This window comes from Niabella drilacis (genome assembly GCF_900101395.1).
GTDB lineage: Bacteria > Bacteroidota > Bacteroidia > Chitinophagales > Chitinophagaceae > Niabella > Niabella drilacis.
This window is the reverse complement of record NZ_FMZO01000003.1, coordinates 311784-336026: the sequence shown is the minus strand read 5'-3', so window position 1 is coordinate 336026 and position 24243 is coordinate 311784. Positions and strand designations below refer to the sequence as shown.

20 protein-coding genes are annotated in these 24243 nt (G+C 48.4%); 9 read left to right on the top strand and 11 right to left on the bottom strand.

Annotated features, from left to right (window positions below; translation table 11 throughout):
- The first annotated feature begins 89 nt into the window (after positions 1-89).
- The 5 genes from BLS44_RS07660 (at position 90) to BLS44_RS07640 (ending at position 4521) form a co-directional block, all read left to right on the top strand.
- Complete coding sequence (locus BLS44_RS07660; RefSeq protein WP_090389460.1) at positions 90-572, top strand: hypothetical protein; 483 nt, start codon at positions 90-92, stop codon at positions 570-572.
- A gap of 8 nt (positions 573-580) precedes the next feature.
- On the top strand, positions 581-1498 hold the full coding sequence (locus tag BLS44_RS07655; protein ID WP_090389459.1) for a hypothetical protein: 918 nt from the start codon (positions 581-583) through the stop codon (positions 1496-1498).
- A 123-nt stretch (positions 1499-1621) separates the two neighbouring features.
- Positions 1622-2770: a dialkylresorcinol biosynthesis protein DarB gene (locus BLS44_RS07650; RefSeq protein ID WP_176954348.1), complete on the top strand. Its 1149-nt coding sequence runs from the start codon at positions 1622-1624 to the stop codon at positions 2768-2770.
- 191 nt (positions 2771-2961) lie between these two features.
- Positions 2962-3375 (top strand): flexirubin biosynthesis protein DarG, encoded by a 414-nt coding sequence (locus BLS44_RS07645; protein ID WP_090389458.1) that lies wholly within the window; start codon positions 2962-2964, stop codon positions 3373-3375.
- A 114-nt stretch (positions 3376-3489) separates the two neighbouring features.
- Positions 3490-4521, top strand: coding sequence for a BtrH-related acyltransferase DarH (locus BLS44_RS07640; RefSeq protein ID WP_090389457.1), 1032 nt, complete (start codon positions 3490-3492; stop codon positions 4519-4521).
- A gap of 214 nt (positions 4522-4735) precedes the next feature.
- Here BLS44_RS07640 and BLS44_RS07635 read toward each other — a convergent pair whose 3' ends face one another.
- Positions 4736-6124 carry a DUF3472 domain-containing protein gene (locus BLS44_RS07635; protein WP_245729138.1) on the bottom strand — a complete coding sequence of 463 codons (1389 nt, stop codon included), beginning with the start codon at positions 6122-6124 and terminating at the stop codon, positions 4736-4738.
- A gap of 129 nt (positions 6125-6253) precedes the next feature.
- Here BLS44_RS07635 and BLS44_RS07630 point away from each other — a divergent pair, with 129 nt between their 5' ends.
- The 3 genes from BLS44_RS07630 (at position 6254) to BLS44_RS07620 (ending at position 9952) form a co-directional block, all read left to right on the top strand.
- Entirely contained in the window at positions 6254-6829 is a 576-nt protein-coding gene (locus BLS44_RS07630) for a TlpA family protein disulfide reductase (RefSeq protein WP_090389455.1), read from the top strand.
- 98 nt (positions 6830-6927) lie between these two features.
- The gene (locus BLS44_RS07625; RefSeq protein WP_090389454.1) at positions 6928-8319 is read left to right on the top strand and encodes a LutB/LldF family L-lactate oxidation iron-sulfur protein; all 1392 of its coding nucleotides are present in this window, start codon (positions 6928-6930) and stop codon (positions 8317-8319) included.
- Between the two features lie 322 nt (positions 8320-8641).
- On the top strand, positions 8642-9952 hold the full coding sequence (locus BLS44_RS07620) for a polysaccharide deacetylase family protein (protein WP_090389453.1): 1311 nt from the start codon (positions 8642-8644) through the stop codon (positions 9950-9952).
- Positions 9953-9968: 16 nt separating this feature from the next.
- Here the strand turns inward: BLS44_RS07620 and BLS44_RS07615 are convergent, their stop codons facing one another.
- From BLS44_RS07615 to BLS44_RS07605, 3 genes are all read right to left on the bottom strand, one after another.
- Entirely contained in the window at positions 9969-10364 is a 396-nt protein-coding gene (locus BLS44_RS07615) for a hypothetical protein (protein ID WP_143019698.1), read from the bottom strand.
- Positions 10365-10506: 142 nt separating this feature from the next.
- A complete protein-coding gene (locus BLS44_RS07610) occupies positions 10507-12021 on the bottom strand; it encodes a CotH kinase family protein (protein ID WP_090389451.1) in 1515 nt (504 codons plus the stop codon).
- 149 nt (positions 12022-12170) lie between these two features.
- Positions 12171-15125 carry a VIT domain-containing protein gene (locus tag BLS44_RS07605; RefSeq protein ID WP_090389450.1) on the bottom strand — a complete coding sequence of 985 codons (2955 nt, stop codon included), beginning with the start codon at positions 15123-15125 and terminating at the stop codon, positions 12171-12173.
- Between the two features lie 286 nt (positions 15126-15411).
- On the opposite strand from BLS44_RS07605, the gene BLS44_RS07595 reads away from it, so the two are divergent.
- A complete protein-coding gene (locus BLS44_RS07595) occupies positions 15412-15981 on the top strand; it encodes a rhodanese-like domain-containing protein (RefSeq protein WP_090389448.1) in 570 nt (189 codons plus the stop codon).
- A 117-nt stretch (positions 15982-16098) separates the two neighbouring features.
- On the opposite strand, the gene BLS44_RS07590 is transcribed toward BLS44_RS07595, so the two are convergent.
- The 7 genes from BLS44_RS07590 to purH all read right to left on the bottom strand — a co-directional run bounded on the left by BLS44_RS07590 (position 16099) and on the right by purH (position 24227).
- Positions 16099-17745 carry a ribonucleoside-diphosphate reductase subunit alpha gene (locus BLS44_RS07590; RefSeq protein ID WP_090389447.1) on the bottom strand — a complete coding sequence of 549 codons (1647 nt, stop codon included), beginning with the start codon at positions 17743-17745 and terminating at the stop codon, positions 16099-16101.
- Between the two features lie 185 nt (positions 17746-17930).
- Complete coding sequence (locus BLS44_RS07585; RefSeq protein WP_090389446.1) at positions 17931-18905, bottom strand: ribonucleotide-diphosphate reductase subunit beta; 975 nt, start codon at positions 18903-18905, stop codon at positions 17931-17933.
- Positions 18906-19160: 255 nt separating this feature from the next.
- The gene (locus BLS44_RS07580) at positions 19161-19475 is read right to left on the bottom strand and encodes an HPF/RaiA family ribosome-associated protein (RefSeq protein ID WP_090389445.1); all 315 of its coding nucleotides are present in this window, start codon (positions 19473-19475) and stop codon (positions 19161-19163) included.
- A 182-nt stretch (positions 19476-19657) separates the two neighbouring features.
- Positions 19658-20902 (bottom strand): beta-ketoacyl-ACP synthase II, encoded by a 1245-nt coding sequence (fabF, locus tag BLS44_RS07575; RefSeq protein WP_090389444.1) that lies wholly within the window; start codon positions 20900-20902, stop codon positions 19658-19660.
- Positions 20899-21456 (bottom strand): TetR/AcrR family transcriptional regulator, encoded by a 558-nt coding sequence (locus BLS44_RS07570; protein WP_090389443.1) that lies wholly within the window; start codon positions 21454-21456, stop codon positions 20899-20901. Before BLS44_RS07570 ends, fabF begins: the two co-directional genes overlap by 4 nt.
- Positions 21457-21518: 62 nt before the next feature.
- Positions 21519-22487, bottom strand: coding sequence for a nitrilase family protein (locus BLS44_RS07565; protein WP_090389442.1), 969 nt, complete (start codon positions 22485-22487; stop codon positions 21519-21521).
- Positions 22488-22703: 216 nt separating this feature from the next.
- On the bottom strand, positions 22704-24227 hold the full coding sequence (gene purH, locus BLS44_RS07560) for a bifunctional phosphoribosylaminoimidazolecarboxamide formyltransferase/IMP cyclohydrolase (RefSeq protein ID WP_090389441.1): 1524 nt from the start codon (positions 24225-24227) through the stop codon (positions 22704-22706).
- Between the last annotated feature and the right edge of the window lie 16 nt (positions 24228-24243).

The following is a 24243-nucleotide window of genomic DNA, read 5'->3' as shown; positions in this document are numbered from 1 at the left end:
AGGAACAGAAAGTATGGGACCAGCGGCGAAATCACAGTAAAAGGGTACCGATACTCTCAAATAATCCGTTACTTTTGCAAACTTTATTTATGACGAAGCGGTTTTTAACATTTATTGGAACGATCGGGTTGTTGCTCCTGACCATCAATACTGTTACGGCGCAATCAAAGGCAGCATTTTACACTGCGCTGGCCAGCAGTTCGGTTAAGACCATTGATGCACAGATCAGCCAGGTAGCCGGTTACACCACGGCTGCGGGGGCCCCTGCTTTTATCGGCGCACTTGAAATGCGGAAGGCAGGACTGGTTACTATACCCGCTAAAAAATTATCGATCTTTAAACAGGGACATAAAAAGCTGGAATCGGTTATTAAAGCCGATCCCAAAGAGGCGGAATACCGTTTTCTCCGTTTGATGATCCAGGAAAACGCTCCCAAATCGTTGGGATATTCCAAAAACATTGCCGAAGACAGCAAAATGGTCCGGGATCAGTTTGCCTCCCTGCCTGCTGTTACCCAGCAAAGCATAAAAAGTTACAGCAAAAAATCAAAATCACTGTCGGGCCTTTTATAACTTCAGGTATGAGCAAGCATGTATTAGCGGTTTACTTTACACAATCCGGGCAAACAAAGGAGATCCTGGATTCCTTTTTACAACCGCTGCTTGCGGATGGTGTTTCCGTGGATTATTTGCAGGTTCAAACCCAGCATTCTTTTCCGTTTCCCTGGAGCATCCCGGTGTTTTTTGATACCGTGCCCGAGTCGGTGGAGGTGATCCCCACGGCGCTGAAACCCTGGTCGGTACCCCGCGAGCGGTATGACCTGGTGGTACTGGCCTGGCAACCCTGGAACCTGTCGCCCAGTATCCCGATCAACTCTATTTTACAGGATGAGCAGTTTAAAGCACTGATCAAACACACTCCGCTGGTAACCATCTGCGGTTGCCGCAATATGTGGATCAACGCCCAGGAAAAGAATAAAAAACTGCTCCGGGAGGCCGGAGCACAGCTTTCGGGAAATATTGCCCTGTTTGACCGGCACCTCAACCACCTCAGCTATTTTACCATTTTTCACTGGTTGGGCACAGGAAGAAAAGACCGTAAATGGGGTATTTTTCCCAAACCGGGTGTGGCAGCGGCTGATATTGCCAATGCTTCCGTTTTTGGCGCCACGGTAAACCGGCACCTGCAATCCGGCAACTGGCAGGACCTGCAGCCGGAGCTGGTAAAACAAAAAGCAGTGGTGGTAAAATATTCCCTTATGTTTATTGAACGCAAGGCCGGGAAAATATTCAAAAAATGGGTGGCCATCATCAATAAACACCCGAAAAACAGAAAAAAAATACTTGTTGCCTATAAATATTATCTTGCGGTAGCGTTACTGATCGCTTCTCCTATTATTTTATTAGTAGATTTGATCCTGGTGCGTCCATTCAGCCAGAAGAAGGTCCGGCGGCAAATGGATTATTACGCAGGTGTGGAATGGAGGGAAAAGATTTAACCGCTCATTAGTTCAATAAAAGCACTGTAGCTGAAGGGTGCGATCCCGCTTTTAGCGGGACAGGCTCCAGGAAAGCCCGGTAATAAATTTGGGGCTATAAAAAATAAATGATTAAAAAACATTATGAATTTGAACGACGTTTATATTAACCGTACTGCTCACTATTTTCCCAACAACCCGGTATCCAACGACGAAATGGAGGACTACCTGGGTTATATTAATGGAAAACCCTCCAAATCCAGACGAATTGTTTTGAGAAACAACGCCATTACCAATCGTTATTATGCATTGGAAAAAGGCGGAAAGATCACACACACCAATGCCCAGTTAACGGCGGAGGCCATTAAGGAACTGTTTAAACAGGACCCGGGGGGCATTAAAAATGTGGATGTGCTCTCCTGCGGTACTTCATCGCCAGACCAGATGATGCCTTCACACGCCGTGATGGTACATGGCTGGTTGCCGGAGCTGGGATCCATTGAAGTGGTATCGCCCGCCGGGGTATGCTGCGCGGGCATGCACGCATTAAAATACGCGTATATGTCGGTAAAGACCGGTGATGCCGCCACGGCTGTTGCCACCGGCTCTGAGCGGTTCTCTGCCTCATTGGTGGCCAACCAGTTTGAAGATGAAGTGCATAAACTGGAAGCGCTGGAAGAGAACCCCTATATCAGCTTTGATAAGGAGTTTTTACGCTGGATGCTGTCGGACGGTGCTTCGGCATTCCTGATCTCCAATAAAAAGAATGAAGAAGGCCTGAGCCTGAAAATAGAATGGATGGAAGGCATTTCCTATGCCGACCATATGGAGGCCTGCATGTATATGGGAGCAGAAAAACAGGAGGATGGCCATTTAAAAAGCTTCCTGGAATTTAATCATGAAGAGCTGAATGAAAAATCGGTCCTGAGCATTAAACAGGATGTGAAATTACTGAGCCCGAATATTGTGCCGCTGGGTGGAAAACTGCTACCGGAATTGTTTGAGCGCCGCGGACTGAACCCGGATGATATTACCTGGTATCTGCCGCATATGAGCAGCAACTTCTTTAAGGATAAAATATATGATGAACATATTAAGCTGGGCCATCATATTCCTTACGAAAAATGGTTTGTGAACCTGAGCCGCGTAGGAAACGTAGGTGCAGCTTCTGTATACTTTATGGTGGACGAACTATTTAACAGCGGGCAGCTGAAAAAAGGCGATAAAGTGTTCCTGCTGGTGCCCGAAAGCTCAAGGTTCAGCTATATGTATGCATTGCTGACAGTGGTGTAGAGAGCGGGGAATAGGCAATAGTTAATGGTCAATAATAGAAAGTGAAAAAGCCTTCGTTTTTTCACTTTTTTGTTTCGGCCATGTAAAAACCGCGAGATTCTTCGAGAATCTCGCGGTTTTTATCCCTTGATTTAGCGAATCGTATTTCATCATTTTTCATTAGCTTGCCTTGTTTAAATTTTTTTCTTTATATGAAAAAAGAAGAGATTCCCCAGGATAACGGCGCTCTTGGCAAAATAGCCAAAGAGGTGACCTATGTGGTAGACGAGAACGGTAACTATTCCACCGGTCAGAGTACCGGCTGGGATGTAAAAACCGAGGCATTAAACGTGGCCTGGCATGATGTGGAGGCAAAGATCGAAGCAGCCAAACAACAGGTACTGTCCGGCGGCGCCAGCCCCATCCTGTATTTTATGGAGAAAAAGATCATGGATCTGAACATCCTGGCTTCCTATACCGGCTACTGGAAATGGACCATCAAAAAACACCTGAAACCTTCCGGCTTTCAAAAACTTCCTGCAGATAAACTAAAAAAATACGCAGCGCTTTTTGAGGTGAGCGTAGAGGAATTAAAAAACCCGTTTAACACCGTAAACAGGGAATAGCGGGTAGTGAGCAGGGTTATGATCCCCTCTTAACGATTCACCATTCCCTATTGACCACTGACCATTCACTTCTCACAATAAACCATTCACTTCTCACTATTATAAACAACAAACTTGGAACTTCAACATACAAATTTCAAACATCTCCAGGCAGCCCATTGCGAGAACGGCGTTACCACGGCATTATTGCGTCATTACGGTATCACAAAAATTACCGAACCGCTGGCTTTTGGCATGGGATCCGGGCTGTTTTATATCCAGCTGCCGTTTATGAAGGTGAATGGAGGTCCGGCTATTTCTTTCAGGACCATGCCGGGGCTGATCTTTAAGCGTACCTGTACCGCACTCGGCGTTCCTGTTACCCGGAAAAAATTCCGGTCACATGAAAAAGCCATGCAGGAGCTGGACGGGCGTATACTGGCCGGCAAACCTACCGCCTGCCAGGTAGGTGTTTTTTACCTGACTTATTTTCCAAAAGAATACCGCTTTCATTTCAACGCACACAACCTGATCGTGGTAGATAAAAAAGGAGATGATTACTATATCAGCGATCCCATTATGGAAGGGCTTGTTACCATGAACAGCTACGAACTGGAACGTGTGCGTTTTGCCAAAGGCGCTTTTGCGCCACGCGGACAGCTATATTACCCGGGCGATCATTTGAAGGAGCCAACAGATGAACAAATGAAACAGGGCATTATCAAGGGTATCAAACGCAACTGCCGGGATATGCTGCATATTCCGGGCTCCTTTGGCGGTGTAAGCGGCATTGCCTATACCGGCCGGCAGATCAAAAAATGGAAGACCAAACTGGGCGATGAAAAAGCCCGCAGCTACCTGGCTCAGCTGGTGCGGATGCAGGAGGAGATCGGTACCGGCGGCGGCGGCTTCCGGTTTATCTACGGCGCCTTTTTACAGCAGGCTCATCCATATATAAAAGCTGACGAGCTTTTTGATCTATCCCAAAAATTTACCGCTACGGGGGATAAATGGCGGGATGCAGCCATCCAGGCTTCCGGCATCTATAAAGGCCGGCTGAATACCCAGGCGGACTATGACAATATGGGCGACCGGCTGATTGAAATATCCGCGCTGGAAAAACAGGCGTTTCAGCAGCTGAAAGCGCTGGTCGGGAAAATAAAATAAAGCAGGCAGCGATCATCTGCATATGGGGCAGATGCAATTCAATTCCGGCAATTACATGACCGGTATAACGGTAGTGATTGACATTGCCGTGCGGACATTAAAATAAGCATTCACCATCGCTGTCTGGCCAGCCTTAGGTTAACGAGTGTCCGTCTTTTTCCTGATTCTTTTGCTTCCGGATGCCCTATTGCTCCTGTTCAATTTACCAGGTATATCATCGCCGGATATTCTGCCGGCCCTCGTTTTTCAGCGCTTCCGTTACCCGTGCCTCAAATTTTTTAAGATCCAGGGACGGAGGCGTTTTCAAAACCGGCATTTCATTCTTCGTTTTTACGGTGGGAGTATATCCGCCTGCCGCCATATAAAAGCGATCGGGATATTTTAGAGACACGCCCTGCTCATAATCTACCCGCTGACCGGTTTTACCATCGGTATTGGAAAAACGGACCTTATTAAAATTGATCCATTTTCCTGTGGCCTGCTCCACTCCCCAGGCATTATAGTAATAAGCCTCCCTGCGGAGCTGGCCGTTCGTATACCCATAATTTTCAAGAAAGGAATAAAAGCCATCGAAAAAGCGCTTTTCACGAGGTGCACGCCAGGAGGCAATGTACTGCCACCCTTCATTGGCCACCTGGTACCATGCAGAAAGCACTACCGAATTATTTTCCTGCGGCAACACATTCATTAAAAACCGAACCGGCCGGCCTGTTTTCCAGTTAGCATCCTTTACAAATGATTGCCCCCCGGTTCCTTCACCCCCAAACGACTTAACCGTTGTAGCGGGATCCTTATCCACCAGGCTTACGAAATCAGCTTTTGTGATGCTGGAATCTTTTTCGGCGTCTTTACTATCCCAAACCGAGAATAAGACCCTCCGTTCGGTGGGTGAATTGGTTTGAATGCCCAGGTATCCCCGGTAAAAGCCCAGCGACATATAATAGGTATGCAGGGGATCTTCACCCTCCGGAACCAGGATCTCTTCGTATAACCAGTTATAGGATTTGGTAGTAGGCACTGTACTGCTGAACGAAAGATGTACTGAAGGGGTTGACTGGTAATTGATAAAATTCACCCAGCCATCCCGTGTGGCCGTTTTGAATAACAAAGTGGTAATCGTGATAGCTCCTTCCGGATCGGTTACCGGAGTCAGCGTATATTTATAATAGCCCTCAGAGGTAATCCGGACCGGTGATCCATACAATGTATCCTTTTTACCGGTACCGGTAAAAACAAGATCACGGCTTACCTGCTTCAATCCTGACTGTGGATAGGTACCGCTTATATCCAGCCTGAAGCGCAGCTTTTTGCCCGCAGTAACCTGGTTGTCGAAATACAGATCATACTGCCCCGGTTTTTGATAAACGATCCATGAAACACTTTTGTCTTTATTGCGCCATTTGCTGATACTGCCCCGGCTTTCCGGATAACCAACAGGGATGGAAACGCCCGGATCGCCGGGCGTAAACGGCTCCGCATACGCTTTATTGGCGGGCACTTCAAACTGCTTCTTTTCTGCTGCCGGGCCTGGAGATTGTGCCTGCAACATGGATAGCGAAAAAAGAAAGCAACCTGAAAACAGGATACGACGATGACGGTTCATATGCTACTGATTTTTGATAAACGTGAACATCAAAAGTAACGGCTGCCGGGCGGTTAACAAATATTTATTATTTTTAAAATACCTCCCGTCAGAAAGATTCGGGAGATTGCGGGGTTAAATTGCAGCATCATGTCAAAAAAAACAATACAAAATCTTGTCACAGCGGGCCTGCTGGCCTTTGCGCTGGCACTTTTTGTATTCCCGGAATTTAAGGCGGTAATTATTCGCGGGTTGATGAAAGCAGGCTTTTTCCAGCCCCGGGTTACAGCCATCAAAGCAACACCGCCGGAAGCCGCAACGGCATCCATCCAGTTTATCACCGAAAGCGGCGCAATCCACACACCCGGATCTTTAAAGGGCAAAGTGGTGTTCATCAACTTTTGGGCAACCTGGTGCCCGCCCTGTATTGCGGAGATGCCGGCCATCAGTGAACTTTATACAGCTTTTAAACACAATCCCAATATCATATTCCTGCTGGTGGATGCCGATCAGGACCTCGCCAAAGCAACGGCTTTTATAAAGAAAAAAGAACTCAGTCTGCCGGTATCCAGCTTCCGGGGAACCGTGCCCTCCTCCTGGTACAGCGGCACACTGCCCACCACCCTTGTGCTGGATAAGACCGGGAACCCGGTGTATCAACACGAGGGAACGGCTGATTTCAGCAATAAAAAATTCCGGGCGTTTCTGGAAGGGCTAACGCGGTAAAGGCTGGCTGAAGGCTAAAGACTGATGGCTGAGATCTCCGGTGTACAAATTAACATTCCCTCATTCGTGCATTCGTGGCATTTGGCTAAATTTGCCACATGTCGCATACATCGTCCATCTTTCAGAAAAAGAGCAGGGAAAAAGCCTACGACCGGGAGCACCGGAAGGTGATCAATTTCAATATCTCGAGGTACAACGCAGCCGTGCCGGGCGGACAGGCTCAGTTTGCCGACCTTAACCTGGCTCGGGAACGGGCCAAGAATTTAAAATGGAAAGCGATAGAGGTGCTGGACCAGACCCTGGAAAATTTTGAAGCCAACATTACAAAGCGCGGTGCCAAAGTGATCTGGTGCGAGGATGCCCAACAGGCCAACGAAGTGATCCTGGAGATCTGCCGGCAAAAAAACTGTAAAACGCTGGTAAAAAGCAAAAGCATGGTTACGGAGGAATTACACCTGAACGATAACCTGGCCAAACATCATATTGAAAGTATAGAAACAGACCTTGGCGAATACATTCAGCAACTGGCGGGAGAACCACCTTACCATATTGTAACCCCGGCCATGCACAAAAGCCGGGAACAGATCGCCGAATTGTTTGCGGAAAAACTGGGTACCGATCCAAATGACAGTGCCGAAAAGCTCACCCTTACCGCCCGCGAAAGATTGCGCCAGAAATACGCGGAGGCAGAAGTGGGCGTTACCGGTGCCAATTTCATCATAGCCGACATCGGCGGAATTGCCATCACCGAAAATGAAGGTAATGCCCGGCTCAGCTGCTCCATGCCCAAAACACATATTGTGGTAGCAGGCATCGAAAAAGTGATCCCGTCCATGACGGACCTGGCATTATTCTGGCCACTCCTGAGCAGCTTTGGTACCGGACAACGCATTACCTCCTACAGTACCATTGTGACTGGCCCCCGGCAACAACAGGAAGCGGATGGCCCCGAAGAAATGTATGTGATCCTGCTGGACAACGGCCGCAGTAAAATGCTGGCCAACGAAAAAGCAAGGGAAGCCCTGTACTGCATCCGCTGTGGTGCCTGCCTCAATGCCTGCCCGGTTTATAAAAACATCGGGGGCCATACCTACAATACCACTTACAGCGGCCCCATCGGTTCGGTGATCACCCCGCAGTTAAAGGAAATGAAGGAATGGAAACACCTCAGCCATGCATCCTCCCTCTGCGGCAATTGTACCGAAGTATGCGCTGTAAAGATCAACCTCCACGAGCTCTTGCTGGAAAACCGGTATGAGGCCGTAGAAGAAGGTTATGCCCCATTGATTGAAAAATTCTCCTGGAAGATGTGGAAGACGGCCATGCTCAAACGCAGCATGGTGAACATGGTAAACGGCAATTTCAAAGGCACGTTCATCAATATGGTGGCCGGGGCCTGGACCAAAAACCACAGCAAACTTAAATTTCCAAAAAAATCATTTAATGAACAATGGGAAGCGCGGAAGAAACAAGGCTTAAAAGACCTGTGAGGTCTGTTTGTTCCGGTATACAGAGCTCACCGTTTTTTTAGCCCGGCAGCAGTAAAGGTGGCAGCTTCCAGGCCTGTCCCGCTAAAAGCGGGATTGCACACCTGCAGTGCATAGATCCCTTTAGGACCGGGCCGGCGGCGTTTATAAAACGAAGTTACGACAAGGTGTTTGCGCTTCTTCATGAGGCACCAGGGCGACCGGACTTTATGCGCCGCTTGCAGGCGTTAGCAATCATTACTTGTTGCCCCGGTCACTCCGCTCCACGCAGTACCCCCATAATAAACAAATCCTGCAATATTCCTCTTATTTTTGAATAACCTTGTTGGTCTACAGCAAACATATTACCCCCCGGCTGCGGTATATTGCCCGGTTCCTTTCAACGGAAATGAGCACTACCGAGTGGGAGCTTACAGACGCGCCTGATGTATTCCTTCAGGAACAGGGAGCAAAGATCAACTACACCGCTGATACGCTGGACACCCCCTGCCTGCATATAGTGCCCCAGGCATTGTTATCCCAAACCGGCATTCAGCCGCAGTCCATTGCCGTTGCATCACTAAACGGGTTGCCGGTCTTTTTTCAAACGGGCGGCCCCCTGGGCTTTGACCTGTTTGCTGCTGCTTTTTACTTACTAAGCCGCTATGAAGAATACCTGCCTTTTGAGGAAGACCCGCATGGAAGATTCCCGGCCACCGCATCGCTGGCTTATAAGAATGGCTTCCTGAAAATACCCCTGATCAACCATTGGATGCAATTGTTAAAAAAACAGCTTACAGCGCTGTTTCCTGATGAGCGCTTCCGGCAAATGGTTTTCCGGTTCATCCCTACCTATGATATCGATATGGCCTGGAGCTATAAGCATAAGGGATTTCTCCGAAATGCTGCCAACCTGTTAAAGGACGCGGTCAGGGGTCAGCTGCCGGCCGCCAGCAAAAGGATAAAAGTGCTCCTGGGAAAGGAAAGGGATCCGTTTGACCAGTTTGGCTGGCTGAACCGGCTGCACGAACAATACAACCTGAAACCCTATTATTTTTTCCTGGTAGGGGCACATACCAACCGTTACGACAAAAACATATCCCCCCGTAACAAAGCCATGAAGGCCCTGATCACCGACCATGCCATCCGCTATCCTGTCGGCCTGCATCCATCCTGGCAAAGCAACCGTACATTTCATGTTTTAAAAAATGAAAAGGAAACCCTGGCCGCCATTACCGGCACTGCCATCAATGCTTCGCGCCAGCATTTCTTAAAGCTTTCGTTCCCGGAAACCTACCACAACCTGCTTAAAGCGGGTATCCTCTTTGATTTTTCTATGGGATACGCAGATGCAAACGGGTTCCGCGCTTCTGTGGCATCACCCTTTTGCTGGTACGACCTGCAAACGGAAACAGCCACCGACCTCCTCCTCTTTCCTTTCTGCTTTATGGAAGCCACTTCTATCTTTTATAAAAAGGAAACGCCTGATGCGGGACTTACCGCATTGCAGGAACTCTACAACGAAGTAAAAAGAGTAGACGGCTTTTTCAGCATGATCTGGCACAACTCTTCTTTTACGGATGAAGGTGTTTATAAAGACTGGAAGAAGATGTATGAAACCTTTATAAAACAACGCAACAGCACTCCATCATTATAAAAAACGGGCGTTCCTTTTATGGAACGGTCACCTCGTTTTTCCCGGAAATCTTTTCAATATGGCAGCCGTTATTTTTGAAAATATACGGCTCATTAACAATGATCTTTTCGCTCCGGACACCAATAAAACGGAGTTCCATCTCTTTACCCTCCGGCAGCAACTGCAGCTGACCGTCGCTTAGCACAGCATAATACCCGTTGCCCGCATCCGGCACAGTGTTGCGCGCATGAAAAGCAGTATGGTCCGCAACGATCCTGGTGTAAAACGTATCCAGCACTATGGGCTCCCCTATAGCCGATTGCAATTTCACATTAAAGAACCGGTATTCTTCGGTACACATCCTGCCGGTTGTTCCCTTTTTGCAGGCGCCCAGCAAAACGATGCCCATCAGAAGTACAAGTGTTGTTTTCATATTCCCGCTGTTTTTTATTAAAACGTGCATCCGCAACACATCGCAACACCGGGCACGTGGAAATGCTGAAGGCGGATCACCCGCCAGGTGCGTCACCTTTGTTTCCGGGAGCGTTTCCCGGGCAGGAGCAGTATATGCCGCTTTATTTCAGACTACCGAGGTACCCGTCGATGTAGGAGGCCCGGTTTCTTAGCCATTGCTGCAGTTTTGTTACCTCTGTCTGGTTATCGGATGCACCCTTTTTCCATACGGTGTAGTCCGCTGCCTTCGCGGTCATAATGGATAAGCCATATGTTTCCACAAACCGCACCAACTCATCCAGGTGATTGGATTTATAATCCGTCCACAGCTGTTTTAAAAGCGTTACGAACTGCGGATCATTGAGAAACCGGGTGAAGAATTTTGTTCCCGCAGGCACCGGTGTTCTGCCGGTCCAGAAAGGCAGGCTGTTAGATGTAAGGAGATGTGCCCCATCCTTTTCAAATCCAAAAGCCCAGTCAAAATCCCAGATCGGGCCCATGGTATATTTTCCGGTTGCTGTTTTATGCATATAGGTACTCTTGGGATGATTGAGTTCCTCGTTATCGGTGAGAAAATACACCAGCATGAATTTTGCAACAGATTCCACATCAATTTTTTCCCGGTAATTGTTGGCAGGGAAGACAGGATCGGCCAATAACGATTCCATACTGTTAAATGCCGTTTGTATCGGCAGCACGTCGGCAGCAGCTGATAATTCCGGCTCCTTAATCATGACAGGGAGACTATAATTTGCCGATCGGAACTTATAGGGCTCGTCAAAATAACTATCCAGTTCCAGCAAAAGGCCGTCGCTGCCCACCTTTACACGGTTATCCCCCACTTCAACCTGTTCCGTAAGGTTATAACAGCCCAGGTATCGCCCGTTGAGCGTAATATTCACCGGTATTATATGATTGGTATAGGGAAGCTGCAGCTGTGCGCCAATCTTCATGGCCACAGCGTTCAGCATCAACGTAGGATCAAGATAATTGGCCAGCAGGACCCAGTCCTTTTCTGTTGCCAGTCCCAGCAGCGAAGCGGAGCTGTTCAGTTTTAAACGGTATGGTTTCTTAGGGTAGGACCAGGTGGTGTTTCCTCTTCCTTTTATGCGGGTAGCACCGGTAAAGTCGGCATATTTTCCCCTGCCATCGATCTGCAGGGTGGCGTTTACATAATCATCCTTAGAAGCAACCGGCACCCCGCCTTCTGTTTGTATATAAAGATGCGGCAGGCTGTCTGCAACCCATGCTATTTTAACATAGTAGGATTTCCGGGTCCCATCATTTGAGATAACCGTATATGTTTGCACAGCAGAAAAATCAACGGCTGTTGCCCCGCTCTCCTGTTTTACAGCTCCGATAAATACACCCTGCGCATTGGTGGCAAACGACGGCACCAACATTTTCTTATACCGGTATGGCTGCGTTGCTATAACACTATCGCCTTTAATGGAAAAAGCGATATCCGCCTCCAGGTCCGGGTTGTTCTTTTTTTCAATAGTGAAATGCTCCAGTACCGGAATCACCGGTACTGCCGGCGGTCCCTCTTTTTTCCGGCATCCCGTATGGATGAAAACAGACAACAATATTGAAAAGCAAACCGCATAATGAAGACCGTAAAATCCTTTCGTTTTCATATTTTTAAATCGTTAGAATGCATCAAAAGTAGCAAAAAAGAAGCGATCCGGAGCCTCCCCTAAATCTCCGGGCGCAATATTCCGATGATGTACGGGCGGATAAAGCCGGGTAAAAGCAGGTACGCTCCAGCGGGAATTGTATCTGAATGTCAAAAATCAAATGCTGCTATCAATACCTGGCCATCGGCATTGGCGGCCCGGCTGCCCTTGGCGTCCTGGAATACCACGATCTTCCGTTCTTCATTACCGGAAGCATACCGCAGGAACACTTCCGCCATCAATGTGGGCGGTCCTGCCACCGTAACCTGGCGTTCCCCAAAGAAATTGGTTTTGATCTGGTATTTCCCCCGGATGGCCTTCTTCAGCAGGAACTGTTCCGGACCAAATCCGTCCGTAAAATCATCACTGATGCGTCCCCCCAGGGATGTTTCCCTGCTTCCATAATAGCATTCCTCATTCTTGGGGTCTGTTACATGAAGATCGATATCCGTATGATCCATGTTCCAGTTCAGCACCACCCGGATATCCACCGGCAGCCGGTATAGCAGCGCCTTGTCAATCTTTGAAGTGTTGACTCTTGCATTGTAACGGCTGGCAATATGATTAAGCTCCATCAGCAATACTTCCTCAATTCCCTGGTCCCGGGTCCTTGCCTCTTCCGTATAGCTTTGTGTAAGCGCCGCATACAGGGTATCCAGCGCCTGCTGATACTTCCCGTTATCCTGCAGGGCCAGTGCATAATCGCGGTAGCTCTGCGGATCCATGGGGCGCCAGTCCAGTACTTTTTTGGTAATGACCAGTTCTTTATCGTACGCTCCATATTTCTTCAAAAGATAGGCTACTGTTTTATACAGCACCGCATCTTCCAGCTCAAGCTCTACCAGGTTGCTTATTATGTCTATTGCCCGTCCGGTTTCCCTTTTACCATAAAACCAATTAGCCATATCAAAATAAAACGAAGGGGTGGTCTGGTAGTTTTCCCGCAGCCGGAGGTAGGTTCTATAGGCGGCATCCATAGAAACTGCGGCATCCATCGGCTTCAGGTATTCCGCATCGCTTTTGATATCAATGGCGGTCACCTTTCCTTTAGGTGCGGCACGATAGCCCACCACAACCGTCTCCTCCATTTGCGAGGTTGCGGCATTTACTCCCGCCACCCGTCCCTGAAGGAGGCCGGGAATATTGGCGTCGGGCAGGTCCTTGAGCTCCTCCCCTGAAATCGTTTGAATATTGCTGCGTTCCTGCGCGGGGGCCGGAGCTGCCATTACTTCCCGGTCTTCCATCCTCCGGGGTTCTGTAATTTTTTTTGTGGATCGTTTTATGGGGTAATTCGTATGCCACCACTCCTTCAGATCCTTCATCCGTTCCTTAGCCGCGGCCAGGTAATTATCCCAGGCTTCTTCCTGGTTTAGCTGTCTCCGTTTTACAAGGGCTTTATACTCCTGCAATAATTCAGCCGGCGGCGCTATTTTATACTTTACGTAATCCGCTACGCTTTCCAAAACGATCAGGCTCGTGTTGGGCGTTACAATGCCAAACTCCTTTCCCAGCCGGGAAATGGTTTCCTTGTTCTGGTCGTAAAAAGGTTCCAGCGCTGCCAGCTGCTGCTGCGCCCAAAAAGTTTCAATGGCCCAGTCACCGGCCGTTTGCTGCGCATCCAATGTAACCGGGATCTCCTGCGCTACTTTATTCCCGTACCCGAATTGCAGGGTAAGGGTCACCGGCAGTTTGCGTACAATACCTGTGATCATAAGATTGCCGCCGGAAACCGCTGCTGTTGCCGGGTTGACGTTACTGATATCGTATAAATATTTTACCCCTAAAAAACGATAAGGCTTGTGCATTACCTGTGCCGCAGCACCTGCCACATCTGTTTGGTTGAGATCGATCAGCTGCCCGCCGGTACTGCTGCTGTAATAGCGTAGTTTACTGTAATTGGCTACCGGTGTGGCCACTACCGGGTAAACGGGTTTAGAGGGCAATTGGCTCCATTCCCCAAAATTAGAGAGGCCATCCGTAAAGAACAGCAGGTCTCCTCCGGGCGGCAGGGCCGGAATACTGCTGTAATCCGTGGCGCCATCGTATATCATTTCATCCACAGCTTTCAGCAATCCCCCGATGGCGCCATTGGATACGGCATAGTCACCTACTTTTTTGGTGGCGGTAGCAACGGCATAAAGTGTAACATTTATATTGCTTTTGGTTGCAAACAATTTTTCCAGAAAGGCTTTTTCTTTCTTATGGTCCCGCTTCCGGCCGCTCAGGGAGTTGTCCCATAAAATAGTGACCTGTTGCAGAGGTTTTACTACGGGAGCAGGTGGTATGATCTGCACATTGGTTAAAAAATACCAGGAATCCGCATCCTTTCTTTTTACAAGGGTCCGGGGCGCATTCACCTGCTGCGGAAATGCAATTTTCAACGACTGATCCGGGGTAAAATCGGACTTGCTGATGGAGGCCTTCCACACATTTCCTTTTTTTTCAAAAACAAAACCGCCATCCGGTTTTTCAATAAGCTGCGGCACTGCAACCGTTTCGTACACACTGGCCGACAGCGAAAAGGAAGCAATGGTTTTACCGGCCAGCGGAAGATAATATACCAGCTGGCCATTGCTGCTGCTCAGCTCCTGGTTATAGGTAATTTCGACGGTACGGACGCCATCCGGATTCAAAGGATATATCCTTGTTCTGAAATTATTGCCCTCTGTTTTTTCCAGGATGCCGGGGTCTACCTGCCGGCGTTCGATGCTTTCAAAAACAGCCGTGGCTTTTTCCTTTTCTACCGGAACGGCTTTACGCATCACGCCGTTCATATCCAATGCAAAACCGCTAACACTTACCTCCTCCGGCAGGGGAAAGGTCAGACGCCCTTCCTTCAGCCGGCCGGAACCGTTATAAAAACGCATGCGCATCGTAGTAGTGGCAATATTGCCAACAACCTTTACATCTGCTGAAAGCTGCTGCAGTGTTACAGTCTGGTCAGATCGGTATTTCCCGTTTTCATTAATCTCCATTACCGGAACCTGGGCCCGGGTAACAACAGCCACCAATAATACAAGGAGGGTTAATACAAGCCGGCAGCGCTGCTTCGGATACATCTTCATTGGGTTCTTTTGGGTATAAGATGCAGAAACGGAATAATTACATAAACGCCCGGAATGTTATTCCATCACGGAACCGCAGGTTCGCGGTCTGCTATAATAAACTGCGGGTTCGCAGAAGTGATCTCTGCACCCCGGTTCTCCCAGCAGAACTTTATTATCCATTGCTGTTGCGTTTATGCCGGATCCTGCGTTATCTGCATCCGGTGGCCCGGGTTTATACGGCAACAGTTTCCCCGGTTCATGCAATTAGGAAAGACGTATATCTTTACTCATAATAAACAAGCGTATGAAAAAAAAACTACTGACCGCAGCCGCACTGTCTGCATTATTCTTTGGCAGCGTTTTAATGTATTCCTGTAATAAAAGTAACGCGGAAACCAAAGCATATCCTAAAGCACTGGCCAACTACGGCGATTTTAAAAACCTGGTAAGCGTAATAGAACAACACAGGCAGGAACGGCTTGTGAGCCTCGATGATTTTCTTAAAATGCAGAAGGAGCCCAACACCGTTCTGCTGGATACCCGCTCCGCTAACCGTTATGCGGGCAGGCACCTGAAAGGGGCCCTTTCCCTGCCCTTTACAGATTTCACACAAACGAATCTTAAGCGGCTGATCCCGGATGCCAATACGCGTATCCTGATCTACTGCAATAATAATTTCCAGGGCGACCAGGTAAACTTTACTACCAAAACCGCAACGCCGTCGGCAGCCAACAATCATACACCATTAACGTTAGCGTTAAATATTCCTACTTATATTAACCTCTTTGGTTATGGGTATAAAAACGTTTATGAACTGGACGAACTGGTCAATGTTTCTGATAGCAGGATCCAATTTGAGGGAGCTGCACAGTAGCAGCCCGCCCCGGTTTCACATTGTTTTTGCCGGCACTACCAGAGCCGCTATCTGCGAATCATAAAAAATGCAGCGCTTCCGCGCTGCATTTCCGGTAATAAAAAAGTTGTTGTGTTATTACGATTCGCAACTGCTGCAAACGGTCAGTGTGTTCACCAGTTCTTTGGAAACACTCTGGCTGCGCTGGTAATACAGGGTTTTTACGCCCAGCTTCCAGGCTTCGATCAGTAATTTGTTCACTTCCTTTACCGGAAGCCCCGGAGGGATGTTCAGGTTCAGGCTCTGACCCTGGTCAACAAATTTCTGGCGGATAGAAGCCTGCTGTATGATCTCCAGCTGGCTGATCTCACGGAAGGTCTTGAATACATCTTTTTCATGCTCGGTCAACCCCTCCACATGCTGCACGCTGCCATGGTTCAGCATAATGCTGCGCCATACATCCTCTGTATCCAGCCCCTTTTCTTCCAGCAATGCTTTCAGGTATTTATTCTTGCGGATAAAGTTGCCTTTTGATAACCCTGCTTTGTAGTAGTTGCTTACAAAAGGTTCAATGCCGGGTGAGGACTGCCCCAGGATAGCGGAGGATGAAGTGGTGGGCGCAATCGCCATCACGGTAGTATTGCGGCGGCCATATCCTTTCAGCAGTTCCGGTTCTCCGTAAATACGGGCCAGTTCCATCGTGGCTTTTTCTGTTTTCTCCTGCAGCTCGGCAAAAATGGAATGTGTCAGCTGCTTGGCCTTCATACTTTCAAATGCAATCATATTGCGCTGCAGGTAAGAGTGCCAGCCCAATACACCCAGTCCCAGTGCGCGGTGTCTTTTTGCAAAACGGTTGGCATTGGCCAGGTAATGGTTGCCTTCTGTTTTTGCAATAAACTCCTGCAATACCGCATCCAGGAAGAATACGGCCAGCTTAATGGCATCGGTATCTTTCCACTCATCATACAGCTCCAGGTTCAGGGAAGATAAGCAGCAAATGAAGGACTCGTCTTCTGTGGAGGGCAGCATGATCTCCGAACAAAGATTACTTCCGTTCACCGTCAGGTTCAGATCTTTATATACCTGGGGTTTGTTCTTGTTCACATTATCCGTATAAAAAATATATGGCAATCCTTTCTGCTGGCGGCTTTCCAGCACGCGCGCCCATATTTCTCTTTTCGCAATATCCCCGTCGATCATTTCCTGCATCCAGTAATCCGGTACACACACCGCATTAAACAGGTTCTGGATGGGATGCCCGATATCTTTAATATTTAAAAACTCGCCAATATCCGGGTGGTCAATATCGAGGTACGCAGCAAATGCACCCCGGCGTACGCCGCCCTGTGAGATGGTGTCCATCGCCGTATCAAACAACCGCATAAAGCTTACCGCACCACTGCTCTTCCCGTTATCTGTAACCGCACTGCCGCGTCCGCGCAAGGAACCAAAATACGCAGAGGTACCGCCTCCGATCTTGGTTTGCATGATCACTTCGCCCAGCTTATGGGTAATACCTTCAATATTATCCGGCATGTGCACGTTAAAACAGGAAATGGGCAACCCTCTTTCGGTACCCATATTGGCCCATATCGGAGAGCTGAAGCTCATCCAGCCATTCTCCACCATTTCTTTAAAGGCTTCTTTCAACTCCGGCTTGTACAGGCGCTGGGCAGCAGCAGTACACACACGGTCAATTGCTTTTTCTACTGTTTCTCCGTTTAACAGGTATCCCCGGTTCAGGATCTGTTCGCTTTCTTCATTTTTCCACCAAAGCCTTTCCATGTAAAAGATTTATTGTTTAAAGTTCAAGGTTCTATTGTTCGTCATTCTTTTTATATCAGCTGAAGTGCAGATGGCATCCTCCTGGAGCCTGTCCCGCCAAAAGCAGGATCGCAAGCACATCATCTTCCGGGCCATATAGCATCTCATTTTTCCCCTCCGCCCTTTCGGAGCGAGCGGGACTAAGCCTAAAACAGATCGTTATACGTAATGCTCTTATCGTGCTTGGTATATTCCACCGGCCGTTTTGCAAAGAAATCATCCAGGCTGTTGGCAAACACTTCCTCCTCGAACCATTGCATCGGCCGGTATTCTTCCATTGAAACATTAAATTGCTTGGGAAAGCCCAGTTTTTCAAAGCTTTCATCAACCCGGAACTTCATAAAGTTCAGCAGGTTTGTTTTGTTGATCGTATCGATCTCCCCTTCGGAAAAGATCCAGTCGATGATACGGCCTTCTACTTCTATAGAATCGCGTACCAGGGCCATAATACGGTACTCCATGGCTTCATCGATCAGCTCAGGATACTCCTCCCGGATCTTATTGATCAGGTATACACCGGCATTGGCATGGATCTGCTCATCCACGGAGGTCCAGGCAATGATATTGCTTACATTCTTCATCAGCCCGCGGAAACGGGTAAAGGAAAGGATGATCGCAAACTGGCTGAACAGGGATACATTCTCGATCAGGATCGCAAACAGGATCAGCGAAAGGGTATATTCCTTAGGATCTGCAGACCTGGCGTCTTTTAATGCTTCCGAAAGATATTTAATACGTTCTGCAATCACCGGTTCCTCAACCAGTTTGGAAAACTCGTCGTTATAGCCCAGTACTTCCAGCAGGCGGGAATAGGCCTCTGAGTGACGGAACTCACATTCTGCAAACGTGCTGCCAAGGCCGTTTAATTCCGGCTTGGGCATATGGTTGTACAAATTGCCCCAGAACGATTTTACGGCTACCTCAATCTGAGCGATCGCCAGCAAACTGTTTTTGATGGCATTCCGTTGTGCAATATTCAGGTGACTGTGAAAATCCTGCACATCTGCTGTAAAATCCACCTCCGAATGTACCCAAAATGATTTGTTGATTGCTTCAGTAAATTTCAAAACCTCCGGGTACTCAAAAGGTTTATAGTTTACGCGTTTATCAAATAAGCCCATATATACTATTCTTGTTCTTTAAAAATCGGATCTTCAAACGCTGAGAGCAGAGACGACAGTTATCCCTTTGGAAATAAAGCTATTTCCTAACCGGAATAAGACGCTGCTTTCTGCCCGAAAGCATCGTATGATGATAATCAGGGAGGGCTTTTAGCGGCGGGATCCAGGATCTTTTACTAAAAAGCCGACTACAAATTAATCATATAAAGTTGAGACGCGGGAAACTTGTTATACACAGGCTGTGGAAATATTTTGCTATTTATTCTGTAGCTTCCCGATGCGACTATCCAGCAAATTTCTTATTTTATCCACAGCCCCGTTAAAGGCATGATCTACTGTATCTGCAAAATGTGTTACGGCTTCGGGGTTGAGGTTGCGGGGCCGTACTTCAATAGTACAACGCTTATCATGCGTACCGCTTTTACCACTGTTCTCATCTCCGAAAAAGACTTCGGCGGTGGTGATATATTCACTAAAACGGTTCAGTTTTTTTGTTAGCTCGGCGGATACTTTTTCTAAAAAAGCTTCTGATGCCGTAAAATTACTGTCGGTATTCAAACGTATTTCCATAGCGTGATGATTTGATCTAACAATATTACAATTCCTGGGGGAAAAGGTTGGGGATTTCAGATTTGAGATCCGGGTCAGGCCTTCCCATTTCGGGCAGCTGCGCACCGGTCACGCCACCTCAATTTGCATAACTCAAATCTCAGGTCTGACGTCCCGAATCTCAAATATCGACTCACGTATCCCTACTCTGCATACTTCTTAAACACAGACGTAGCAATATGCCCGCCAAAGCCAAAAGTATTGCTCATGGCATAATTTACTTCTTTCTGCTGCGCTTTGTGCAGGGTCAGGTTAAACAGGTCTTTAAAAGCGGGTTCAATTTCCGTGGAGTTAATGGTAGGCGGCACCATATTCAGTTGCACCGCCTTGATACAGGCAATGGCTTCCACCGCACCGGCAGCGCCCAGCAAATGCCCCGTCATCGACTTGGTAGCACTGATATTGAGCGCCGTGCCAGCTCCAAATACCCGTTCTGCCGCCCTCAATTCGCTTAAGTCGCCCTGCTGGGTAGAGGTAGCATGGGTATTGAGGTAGTCGATGGCTTCCGGCCCAATACCGGCATCCTCCAGGGCAGCCAGCATTCCCAGGCGGGCTCCTTCCCCTTCAGGATGGGTACCGGTAAGATGATAGGCATCCCCGGCCATGCCGCCCCCCACGATCTCGGCAATAATGGGCGCCCCCCGGCGTTTTGCACATTCCAGCTCCTCAAGAATAATGGCTCCTGCCCCTTCGCCCATCACAAAACCATCCCTCGTTATATCAAAGGGCCGGGAGGCGGTTGCAGCTTCTTCATTATTGGTCGAAAGCGCTTTTGCGGCATTAAAGCCGCCCACGCCCGTTTCATTGATCGCCGCTTCGGAACCGCCGGTGATGATCATATCGGCCTTGCCCCATTTAATATAATTAAAAGCATCGATAATGGCCGTATTTGAGGTGGCACAGGCGGAAACCGTCGTAAAATTGACGCCTCTCAACCCGTATTTGATCGAGATGATGCCCGAGGCAATATCCACGATCATTTTGGGAATAAAAAACGGGTTAAACCGGGGTGTACCATCGCCCTGCGCAAATTCCATTACCTGTTGCTGAAAGGTCTGGATGCCCCCGTTACCGGACCCCCAGATCACCCCAATGCGATCCCGGTTCAGCTCCTCAAAGGAAATACCGGCGTTTTGTACAGCCTCTGCAACACTGATCAGCGCGTATTGGGTGTACAGGTCATAGCGACGCGCCTCTGCCTTCTCTATATACGTAAGCGGATCAAAATTTTTAAGCTCACAGGCAAACCGCGTCTTGAATTTTGACGCATCAAACTTCGTAATAGGCGCCGCTCCGCTGACACCATTGATCAGCGCCTGCCAGAAATCATTCACATTATTGCCGATGGGGGTTAATGCCCCCAGCCCGGTTACGACTACACGTTTCATCTTTTTCTTATTAATTCGTTAATTAAAGTCTGCTTTATTTCATCGAAATCTCTTTTGCCGGTAACCCGTGTCAATTGCAGTGCGGCAATCATATTCGTGGTAATCAGCAGCGCCTTGGTACGTACCGGCAACTCAAAGAAAAACACGCCGGTACGCTTTCCCTCTTCCAGTATGCCCATCAGCCAGCCAAGTACCTGCTGCACCATTTGGTTAAGCGCCTCCTGTATTGCACCATCTACGGTATAAAAGTCCGTGGCCAGGGCCCCTACCAGGCAGATCCGGTCTTCCTTGCGGGCTGCAATATACACATTGAAAAAGGCTTCCAGCTTTTCCATTACCGGCCGGCCGGCCAGTTCCTCCCGGAGCCGGGCAAACCGCTCCCCGTAACCGGCAATAATAGCCAGTCCCAATGCCGTTTTTGTAGGAAAATGATAGTGGACGGATGCATTTTTAATATTCAGCTGGCGGGAGATATCAGCAAAACTAAAAGCATTATATCCCCGCTCCCTTAAAAGGGCATCCCCAATGCGCATGATCTCCGAACGGGTGTCCATGGATCAAAGGTACCTACCTATTAGTAGGTAGACAAATCTTTTTAACGGAAAAGGGAAATGGGTCAGGACCCGGGCGTTCTATCCGGCAGGGCCAGCCAGACCACCTGCTGGCGGGCCGTATGCGTGCTCCCAATGATCTCGCGGTACAGTTCCGGGCGCCGGGCATTGATGTAACGGCTGCCCCCTGCCTTCTGCAGGTGCTCCTTATACAAGCCGGCAGTTACAAAGCCGTCTTCAAAAAAACGGCATTCGGCTACCACATCACCATATGGATCAATGATCATGGAACAACCATTCTTTAATTGGTCATCATCCATGCCCACCGGGTTTGAAAAAACAGCATACACCGCATTGTCATACGCCCTTGCAGGCAGCCATTTCATCAACCAGTCGCGCCCCTTCATCCCGTCAAATTCCAGTCGCAGGGAGGTAGGATCTTTTTCCCGGTTATCCCAAAGCTGCGGATCCACAAAACCGGCACCAGGCCTGGTAGAAGGTGTGCACATGGTTACATGTGGCATAAAAATGATCTCGGCTCCCAGCAGGCGGGTAGCCCTTACATTTTCAACAATGTTATTATCATAGCAGATCAGGATCCCGCATTTCCAGCCCATAATATCAAATACACAGTACGCATCACCCGGCAGCAGGTGCGGATTGATAAACGGGTGCAGCTTGCGGTACTTGGCCACCAGCCCGCTTTTATCTACACACACATAGGCCTTATACAACCGGTCCTGCTCATCTTTCTCAAACAGTCCTGCCAGGATGGTGATCTGGTGATTCCCGGCGATCTGCTGTAAGCGTTGGATACTTTCCCCCTCCGGGATGCGTTCGGCAATGGCCGTAAGTGTCTCGCGGGAGAGATGCCTTGCAAAGGTATAACCGGTAATAGAGCATTCATGAAAAGCGATCACCTGCGCACCTGCAGCCGCCGCTTTGCGGGAAAGCGATTCAATCACAGAAAGATTGTAGGCTTTATCTCCGCTCCGGTTTTCAAACTGGGCGGTGGCGATCTTCAGTCCATCCATAAAATATCGTTTTGCTGCAAAGGTTGCGAATATGCGCGTTTAAACCTTCATGCCCAGGTGTTTTTTTGCCACTGAGGCACAGAAGCTCTAAAGACTTTGGGCCTTTTTAAATTAAAAGCAGCAGTCATCGTTGTAGTAGTAAAAAATCTGTGCTTCTGCGTTTTAGTGGCAATAACACAGAATCTTTGTGGCCGCTGTAGCCTTTTGCCGGGGATACTAGTGTTTGAAATGCCGCATGCCGGTAATCACCATAGCCAGGTTATTTTGCTGTGCGTATTCAATAGAATCCTTATCTCGGATGGAGCCTCCGGGTTGAATAAAAGCTTCAATACCTGCCTGGTGGCCGATCTGTATGCAATCATTGAACGGGAAGAAGGCATCACTCGCAAGTACCGCCCCTTTCAGGTCAAAACCAAATTGTTTGGCTTTTTCGATGGCATGACGCAGCGCATCAATACGACTTGTCTGGCCGGCGCCTTTGCCTACCAGTTGCTTATTTTTTACCAGCGCAATGGCATTTGATTTTAAATGCTTGCCGATGATATTGGCAAATTCCAGGTCTGCTTTTTCTGCTGCTGTTGTTTCCCGGCCTCCGGCCTCTTTCCACTCGGTATAATTGCCTTTATCCTGCTCCTGTATGAGCACCCCGTTGAGAACGGATTTGCTTTGAGTGTTCAGCTTTAAGCCTTCAGCCTTTAACTGCAACAGGATCCGGTTCTTTTTAGACTTTAAGATGTTCAGCGCAGCTTCATCAAATGCAGGCGCGATCAGTACTTCAAAGAAAATCTCGTTGATGGCATTTGCCGTTGCTTCATCTACGGTGCCATTGGTTACCAATACCCCGCCAAAAGCGCTTTCCGGATCTCCTGCCAGTGCTTCTTTCCAGGCATCGCTTACCGTGCCCCGTGCTGCCACGCCGCAAACATTGGTATGCTTAATAATCGCAAATACCACATCTCCGCCCTGCGGAAATTCATGGATCAGCTGCACCGCAGCATCTACATCCACCAGGTTATTATAAGAAAGCTCTTTACCATTCAGTTGGTTGAACAGCTCCTCCAGGTTGCCATAGAATGTACCCGACTGGTGCGGGTTTTCGCCATAACGCATGGCTTTGGGGCTGTTTACCGATTGTAAAAAATATTCCCCGCTGTTTCCGTTAAAATAAGTCGAGATAGCTACATCATAATGCGCTACGATCTCAAATGCCTTTGCTGCAAAGGATTTGCGCTGCTCAATCGAAGTTTCACCGTTCTGGGTCTTTAACAGCTCTTCCAGACCCGCATAGTCTTTTTTGGCGGCTACCACCACCACATCTTTAAAGTTCTTGGCGGCAGCGCGGATCATAGAAGGACCACCGATATCAATTTTTTCAATGATCAGCTTTTCCTCGCTGGTCTGTGCCAGGGTTTCTTCAAAAGGATACAGGTCCACAATTACCAGGTCAATTTCGGGGATCTTGTATTCGGCCATCTCCTGGATATCAGATTCCAGGTCTCTCCGCCCCAAAATACCTCCGAACACAGAAGGGTGCAGGGTTTTTACGCGCCCGCCCAGGATAGAAGGGTAGGTGGTCAGCTGCTCTACAGGAACTACCTGTATACCCAGGTCTTCAATGAACTTTTGCGTTCCCCCGGTGGAATAAATGGTAATGCCCAGCCGCGATAATTCTTTTACAATGGGTTCCAGGCCATCCTTATAAAAAACGGAAATGAGTGCAGATTGTATCTTTTTGTTCATAAAAACTGAATTGGAG